Source organism: Streptomyces sp. NPDC007189, from assembly GCF_040703635.1.
Lineage (GTDB): Bacteria > Actinomycetota > Actinomycetes > Streptomycetales > Streptomycetaceae > Streptomyces.
In genome coordinates, this window is sequence record NZ_JBEYEY010000006.1 from 428844 (window position 1) to 436482 (window position 7639).

Here is a 7639-nt window from a genome sequence, read left to right on the forward strand (position 1 = left end):
TCAGTGGTGGATTCCCACCCTATCCACCCCAGGACACGGCGAAGGGCCCCGTCCGTAAGCCGGACGGGGCCCTTCTGCGTGGCGTGGCGACGCGGGGATCAGTGGTGGCCGTGGCCGCTCGTGATCTCCTTGTACTCCTCGACGGTCGGCTTCGGGATCTGGTTGTTCTCGCCGTAGTAGGCGTTGGACAGCTTCGCCCGCAGCTTCTCGCCGGCGCCCACCTTGCGCTCGACGCCGTTCTCGTCGACCGTCGGGCCGATCTCGGCCGGCTTGTACTGCTGGTGCGCGGTGAGGGTGTGCAGCTGCTCCTGGCTGAGCGGCTCGTGCACCTCGATGAACTCACCGTGCGGCAGCCGCTTGATGATGCCGGTCTCGCGGCCGTGCAGCACCTTCTCGCGGTCGCGCCGCTGCAGACCCAGGCAGATCCGCTTGGTGACGAGGAACGCGATGACCGGGCCGACGAAGAAGCCGATCCGGACGAACCAGGTCACGGCGTTGATCGACAGGTGGAAGTGCGTGGCCCACAGGTCGTTGCCACCGCCGACCAGCAGAAGCAGGTACAGCGTCATCCACGCGACACCGAGGCCGGTGCGGGTCGGGGCGTTGCGCGGGCGGTCCAGGATGTGGTGCTCGCGCTTGTCCCCGGTGACCCAGGACTCGATGAACGGGTAGACCGCGATCGCCGCCAGGACCAGCGGGAAGATCACCAGCGGGATGAACACGCCCAGGACGAGCGTGTGACCCCAGAAGTTGATCTCCCAGCCCGGCATGAAGCGGATCAGGCCCTCGGAGAAGCCCATGTACCAGTCGGGCTGGGCGCCGGTGGACACCTGGTCCGGACGGTAGGGGCCCATGGCCCAGATCGGGTTGATCTGGGCGACCGCCGCGATGGCCGCGATGACACCGAAGACCAGGAAGAAGAAGCCTCCGGCCTTGGCCATGTAGACCGGCAGCAGCGGCATGCCGACGACGTTGTTGTTGCTCTTGCCCGGACCCGCGAACTGCGTGTGCTTGTGGTAGAAGACCAGGATCAGGTGGCCCACCATCAGGCCGAGCATGATGCCCGGCAGCAGCAGGATGTGGATCGAGTAGAACCGGGCGACGAAGTCGTGGCCGGGGAACTGACCGCCGAAGAGGAAGTACGACAGGTACGTGCCGACGATCGGCACGGACAGGATCGCGCCCTCCATGAAGCGGACACCGGTGCCGGAGAGCAGGTCGTCCGGGAGCGAGTAACCGGTGAAGCCGGTGAACATGCCGAGGACGAACAGCAGGAAGCCGAACAGCCAGTTGATCTCACGCGGCTTGCGGAAGGCGCCGGTGAAGAACACGCGCATCATGTGCACGAACATGCCGGCGAGGAAGATCAGCGCGGCCCAGTGGTGGATCTGCCGGATGAGCAGACCACCGCGCACGTCGAAGGAGATGTGCAGGGTCGAGTTGAACGCCTCGGACATCATCTGTCCCTGAAGCGGGACGTAGCTGCCGTGGTAGACCACCTCGTTCATCGACGGGTGGAAGAACAGCGTCAGGTACACACCCGTCAGGATGATGATGATGAAGCTGTACATGCACACTTCGCCCAACATGAACGACCAGTGGTCGGGGAAGATCTTGCGCATGTTGGACTTGGCCAGGGAGTAGATCCCGAGCCGGCCGTCGGCCCAGTCGGCGATCCGCTCGCCGGCCGGCGCCTTCCCGCGAGAGCGGGGTGCGTCGTTCGATGCAGTACTCATCCGCGCTCCCAGAATGCAGGACCGACGGGCTCCTCGAAGTCGCCGAGCGCCTGGAGGTAACCCTCACTGTCCACACCGATGCGCAGCTGCGGCAGGGCGTGGCCGGCGGGGCCGAAGATCACTCGGGCACCGTCGGAGAGGTCGAAGGTGGACTGGTGGCACGGGCACAGCACGTGGTGCGTCTGCTGCTCGTACAGGGAGATCGGGCAGCCGACGTGGGTGCAGATCTTCGAGAACGCGACGATGCCCTGGTGCGACCAGTCGAGCTCGCGCTTGTCCTTGATGTTGCCCGGCTGGAGCCGGACGATCATCAGCGCGGCCTTGGCGATCTCCGTCTGGAAGTCCTCGCTCGCCTCCTCGAGCCCGTCGGGCTTGGCGAAGGTGAGGGAGCCGACGGCGACGTCCTCGGGACGCAGCGGCTGGCCCGTGTTCATGTTGACCAGACGCTTGCCCTTGGCCCACAGCGTGTGACGCAGGGAGGTGCCGGGCAGCGGGCCGAGGTCGCGCAGCAGCATGACGCCGGAGAGCGGCACCAGCGCCAGCGCACCGAACATCGTGTTGCGGATCAGCTTGCGGCGGCCGAGCGCCGACTCCTTGGCGCCCTGCTTGAAGTCCGCGTGGACCTTCGCGCGGACCTCGGGGGCGGCCTCGATCGGGTGCCGCTCGTCGGCGACCTCGACGTCGGACATCAGGGTGCGGGCCCAGTGGACCGCGCCCGCGCCGATGCAGAACAGCGCCGCGCCCAGGGTCAGGCCCAGCGCGAAGTTCAGCGCGCTGACGTGCCCGATCGGGAACACGAAGATGCTCTTGTCGTGCGGGATCGTCACGTACGAGGCGATGAAGCCGACGGTGGCCAGCATCGACACCGTGAACAGCAGGGCGACCGCGCGCTCGGACCGCCTGGCGGCCCGCTCGTCGATGTCCTGGACGCGGTGCTCGTGGGGCGGCAGGCCCGGGTCCGCGAACGGGTTCTCCTCGTCCGCGATCCCTACCGCGCCGTGCGCGTGGTCCTGCTCAGCGGGCAGGTTCTCTTCTGGAATGTCTTGGCTACTCATGACTTCTTGGCCTTTGCGGTCCGAGCGGCGACCCAGACGGCGACCGCGATCAACGCGCCGAGTCCGAAGATCCAGGCGAACAGACCCTCGGTGACCGGCCCGAGGCCGCCCAGCTCGAGACCACCGGGGTTCGTCGTCTTGTCGCTGTCGACCGCGTTCAGGTACGCGATGATGTCCTTCTTGTTCTTCGAGGACAGCGTGGTGTCGGGGAAGTTCGGCATGTTCTGCGGGCCGGTCTGCATGGCCTCGTAGATGTGCTTCGGGGCGACACCCTCGAGGCTCGGCGCGTACTTGCCCTTGCTGAGGGCACCGCCCTTGCCGGTGAAGTTGTGGCACTGCGCGCAGTTGGTGCGGAACAGCTCGCCGCCCTTGGCGATGTCCGCGCCGGCCGGACCGTACTGGTCCTTGGTGGGGACGCTCGGGCCGGCGCCCAGCGAGGCGACGTACGCGGCGAGCTGGTCGATCTGCGTCTGGTTGTAGACGACCTTCTTGCGCGGGACCTGGGCGCCCTGCGAGGTGGCCGCGGGCATACGGCCGGTGCCGACCTGGAAGTCGACGGCCGCGGCGCCCACGCCGACCAGGCTCGGCCCGTCGGAGGAGCCCTGGCCACCGGTGCCGTGGCAGCTGGCGCAGCCGACCTCGTAGAGCTTCTTGCCCTCCTGGATGGTCAGGGACTGGGCGGAATCATCGGCCTGCGCCTTGCCCGCGGGTGCGAACGCGGCGTACAGCCCCCCAGTGGCCGCCAGCGCGAGGAGTAGGACGACGACCGCCGCCAGCGGATGGCGTCGTCGTGCGGAGAGCTTTTTCACGGATTACCCCGGTGTCAGGATCTTCTGCGTCGGTGCTTCTGGATGTGCGGGAACCGGTCCCGGCTACTTGATCAGGTAGATCGTGGCGAAAAGGCCGATCCAGACCACATCGACGAAGTGCCAGTAGTAGGACACGACGATGGCGGCGGTCGCCTGCTCGTGGGTGAACCTCTTGGCCATGTAGGTGCGTCCCAGGACCAGCAGGAAGGCGATGAGACCGCCCGTCACGTGCAGGCCGTGGAAGCCGGTGGTCAGGTAGAACACCGAGCCGTACGGGTCGGAGGAGAGCGAGATGCCCTCGTCCCTCACCAGGCTCGTGTACTCGTAGATCTGACCGCCGATGAAGATCGCACCCATGATGAAGGTGAGGATGAACCACCCCCTGAGCTTCTTCACGTCGCCCCGCTCGGCGGCGAACACGCCGAGCTGGCAGGTGAGCGAGGAGAGCACCAGGATCGTGGTGTTCGTCGCCGAGAAGGGCACATTGAGCGCGGAGGCCATGTGCTTCCAGTGCGCCGGACCCGTCACCGATCGCAGGGTGAAGTACATCGCGAAGAGGGCCGCGAAGAACATCAGCTCGGAACTCAGCCAGATGATGGTTCCGACACTGGTGAGGTTCGGCCGATTGACCGACGGGTGCGCGTGCCCGGTTTCTACTGTCGTTGCTGTCGCCACGACCGACATTATGTCGGTCGCTTATCCCGCCCTCACTCCGGGGGGTGCCGTTCGGAGTGTTGCTCCCCGCCGAAGCGGTGTTGACGTGGTGTTCATGGGGACTTCCACGGGAGTAAGCTCCGCCCCGAACGGCCCTGTCCGTCCCGTCCGTACGACGCCGACGTCCCGGAGGAACCATGCAGCCGACCGCCACGGTGCTGGTCTACAGCGACGACTCCAACACCCGCGAGCAAGTACGGCTGGCCGCCGGCCGCAGGCCCGCTCCGGACGTGCCCCTCGTCGAGTTCGTCGAGTGCGCCACGCCGGCCGCGGTGCTGCGTGAGCTGGACAAGGGCGGCATCGACGTCTGCGTGCTGGACGGCGAGGCCGTGCCGATGGGCGGTATGGGGGTGTGCCGGCAGATCAAGGACGAGGTGTTCAACTGCCCGCCGGTGCTGCTTCTGATGGGGCGGCCCCAGGATGCCTGGCTGGCGACGTGGAGTCGGGCCGATGCGGCGGTCACCTTGCCGGTGGATCCCGTGGAGTTCTCCTCGGCCCTTGCCTCCCTGCTCCGGCAGAAGAGGTTGCTGAGCGCCTAGTAGCGCCCGGGGCACGGCCCCGCGCCCCGTTCGGGGCGCTTACAGCGCCGTCGGCTGGAGGCGTACCGTGTCTGCGGCCGATGGCGTGGTCTGCTTCGTAGTGGTCAGGGCGCTGCCCTGGGTCCATTTGTTCCAGTCGACGTTCCAGTCGCCGAAGCCGTTGCCGAAGTCCTCCATCCGGTGGCCGCCCGAGTTGACGACCTGGACGATGTCACCGGGGTGGATGTTGTTGAAGAACCAGGCGGCGTTGGCGTTGCTCATGCCGGTGCAGCCGTGGCTGACGTTCGCGTAGCCCTGTGAGCCCACGGACCAGGGCGCGGCGTGCACGTATTCGCCGGACCAGGTCACCCGGGCGGCGTAGTAGACGTTCAGGTCGTAGGAGTCGGAGCTGTTCGCGGAGATGCCGATCGTGGTGCCGCGCATCCGTACGAGGTACGCCTTCTCCAGGACGACCTTGATGCCGTTGCGGGTGTCGTAGCCGGGCTTGCCGGTGGTGACGGGGATCCGTCTGATCGCCTCGCCGTTCTTGTAGAACGTCAGCTGGTGGGCCGCGGCGTCGGTGAGGGCCAGGATCCGCTCGCCGATGGTGATCTTCACCGGCTTGGACGGGCCGCCCCACAGCCGGTCGCCGATCTTGATGCCGTCCAGGTTGCTGTGCACCGTGACAGTCGTGCCGGTGGGCCAGTATTCCTTGGGCCGGTAGTGGAGTTCCTTGTCGCTCACCCAGTACCAGGAGCCCTGCACGGCCGGCACGGAGTCCACCCGGAGGGCGCGCTCCACGACGGCGCGCTGCGCCTTGTCCTTGACCGGCTGGCCGAGTTGGGCGGTGATGGGCTCGCCGACGCCGTACTGGCCCGATTTCGGTCCGAAGGTGACGGCCAGGCGCTTCTTGCTGGTGGGTTTGCTGGTGTCGAAGGCGAAGACCTTGCGGCCGGGCGCGCCGTCGTCGTCCTCGGTGCTCACCGTGAGCGTGTAATGGGCGTTGGCGGCCAGCGGGGCGGTGCTGTGCCATCTGCTGCCGTCGGCGGCGAGTTCGCCCGCCACATGGCGCCCTGCGGAGTCCTGGACGGTGACGTCGGTGATGCGGTCGTCGCCGTCGGCGGTGACCTCCAGGGGCTTGTCCGGATCGGCCTGTTTCCCTGCCTCGGTCGGCCCGTTGAAGGAGATCACGTCCGCCGCGTCGTACGGCTTGGCCGACAGGGGGTCGCCGTCCGGACCGCAGGCGGTGACGCCCATGCCGAGCGCGGTCACCAGCAGGGCGCAGCTGACGACGGTGCGGGTCCGCGGAGTGTGGTTCATACGATCACGCTATGAGGCGCTGACCTCATCGGCGCGGCAGGTGACCCGTACGAGGGATCGACACTGCTGCAAATGAACGACACACCGGCCGCGCCTGCGCCGGAATGCGGCCTCCACCTGTGTAAAAGACGGGAGCCCGGACCCCTCCTGACGAAGGGTCCGGGCTCCCGGGTGGTGCGCTCGGTGCTACTGGGTGCGGTTCTCACCGTGGTAGTACTCGAACACCCAGCCGAACAGACCGACCGCGATGAACGGGGCGGCGAAGTAGATCAGCCACCAGCCGACCGCGATGCTGAGGAACGCGATCGCACCGCCGAAGCCCAGCAGCAGCGGCTGCCAGCTGTGCGGGCTGAAGAAGCCCAGCTCGCCCGCGTCGTCCGCGACGTCGGCCTCCTTGTCGTCCTGGGCGCCCGCGTCGACCCGCCGGGCCGTGAAGCCCAGGTAGAAGCCGATCATCACGCTCAGACCGAAGGCCAGGAAGAGCGCCGTGGTGCCGGCCGGCTCCTTCGACCACACGCCATACACGATGGCCATGATCAGGAGGAAGAAGCTCAGCCAGATGAACATCCGGCCCTGGATCTTCACTTGCCGGCCTCCTTGCTGCCCGCGATGGCGCTGCCGTGACCGGCGTGCTCAAGCTGCTCGAGCGCGGCGATCTCGGGGTGGTGCAGGTCGAACGCCGGGGATTCGCTGCGGATCCGCGGCAGGGTGACGAAGTTGTGCCGCGGCGGCGGGCAGGACGTCGCCCACTCCAGGGAGCGGCCGTAGCCCCACGGGTCGTCCACGCCGACCGGCTTGCCGTACTTGGCCGTCTTCCAGACGTTGTAGAGGAACGGCAGGATCGACAGGCCGAGCAGGAAGGAGCAGATCGTCGAGATCGTGTTCAGGGCGGTGAAGCCGTCGGCGGCCAGGTAGTCGGCGTAACGGCGCGGCATGCCCTCCACGCCCAGCCAGTGCTGGACCAGGAACGTGCCGTGGAAGCCGATGAACAGCGTCCAGAAGGTGATCTTGCCCAGGCGCTCGTCCAGCATCTTGCCGGTCCACTTCGGCCACCAGAAGTGGAAGCCGGAGAACATGGCGAAGACGACGGTGCCGAAGACGACGTAGTGGAAGTGGGCCACCACGAAGTACGAGTCGGAGACGTGGAAGTCCATCGGGGGCGAGGCCAGGATGACACCGGTCAGACCACCGAACGTGAAGGTGATCAGGAAGCCGACGGCCCAGAGCATCGGTGTCTCGAAGGACAGCGAGCCCTTCCACATGGTGCCGATCCAGTTGAAGAACTTCACACCTGTCGGCACGGCGATCAGGAAGGTCATGAAGGAGAAGAACGGCAGCAGCACGCCGCCGGTGACGTACATGTGGTGCGCCCACACCGTCACGGACAGGCCCGCGATGGAGATGGTCGCGGCGATCAGGCCCATGTAGCCGAACATCGGCTTGCGGGAGAACACCGGGATCACTTCGGAGATGATGCCGAAGAACGG

8 protein-coding genes are annotated in these 7639 nt (G+C 67.0%); 1 reads left to right on the top strand and 7 read right to left on the bottom strand.

The annotated features are described in order from the left end of the window. Positions 1 to 98: 98 nt before the first annotated feature. From AB0950_RS16135 to AB0950_RS16150, 4 genes are all read right to left on the bottom strand, one after another. The gene (locus AB0950_RS16135) at positions 99 to 1736 is read right to left on the bottom strand and encodes a cytochrome bc complex cytochrome b subunit (protein ID WP_360149870.1); all 1638 of its coding nucleotides are present in this window, start codon (positions 1734 to 1736) and stop codon (positions 99 to 101) included. Continuing rightward, on the bottom strand, positions 1733 to 2791 hold the full coding sequence (locus tag AB0950_RS16140) for a Rieske 2Fe-2S domain-containing protein (RefSeq protein ID WP_360149867.1): 1059 nt from the start codon (positions 2789 to 2791) through the stop codon (positions 1733 to 1735). Before AB0950_RS16140 ends, AB0950_RS16135 begins: the two co-directional genes overlap by 4 nt. After that, on the bottom strand, positions 2788 to 3600 hold the full coding sequence (locus AB0950_RS16145) for a cytochrome c (protein WP_360149864.1): 813 nt from the start codon (positions 3598 to 3600) through the stop codon (positions 2788 to 2790). The genes AB0950_RS16140 and AB0950_RS16145 overlap by 4 nt, the downstream gene beginning before the upstream one ends. 63 nt (positions 3601 to 3663) lie before the next feature. Next, positions 3664 to 4284 carry a heme-copper oxidase subunit III gene (locus AB0950_RS16150; RefSeq protein ID WP_360149861.1) on the bottom strand — a complete coding sequence of 207 codons (621 nt, stop codon included), beginning with the start codon at positions 4282 to 4284 and terminating at the stop codon, positions 3664 to 3666. Between the two features lie 167 nt (positions 4285 to 4451). Between AB0950_RS16150 and AB0950_RS16155 the strand changes: the two genes are divergently transcribed. Next, positions 4452 to 4853, top strand: a complete 402-nt coding sequence (locus AB0950_RS16155) for a hypothetical protein (protein WP_360149858.1) — start codon at positions 4452 to 4454, stop codon at positions 4851 to 4853. Between the two features lie 39 nt (positions 4854 to 4892). Here the strand turns inward: AB0950_RS16155 and AB0950_RS16160 are convergent, their stop codons facing one another. The 3 genes from AB0950_RS16160 to AB0950_RS16170 all read right to left on the bottom strand — a co-directional run. Next, positions 4893 to 6152 carry an Ig-like domain-containing protein gene (locus AB0950_RS16160; RefSeq protein WP_360149855.1) on the bottom strand — a complete coding sequence of 420 codons (1260 nt, stop codon included), beginning with the start codon at positions 6150 to 6152 and terminating at the stop codon, positions 4893 to 4895. 186 nt (positions 6153 to 6338) lie between these two features. Next, positions 6339 to 6737, bottom strand: coding sequence for a cytochrome c oxidase subunit 4 (locus tag AB0950_RS16165; protein ID WP_360149852.1), 399 nt, complete (start codon positions 6735 to 6737; stop codon positions 6339 to 6341). Continuing rightward, positions 6734 to 7639, bottom strand: a 906-nt coding sequence (locus tag AB0950_RS16170; RefSeq protein WP_366778740.1) for a cbb3-type cytochrome c oxidase subunit I, incomplete at its 5' end; no start/stop codon positions are given. The genes AB0950_RS16170 and AB0950_RS16165, both read right to left, overlap by 4 nt.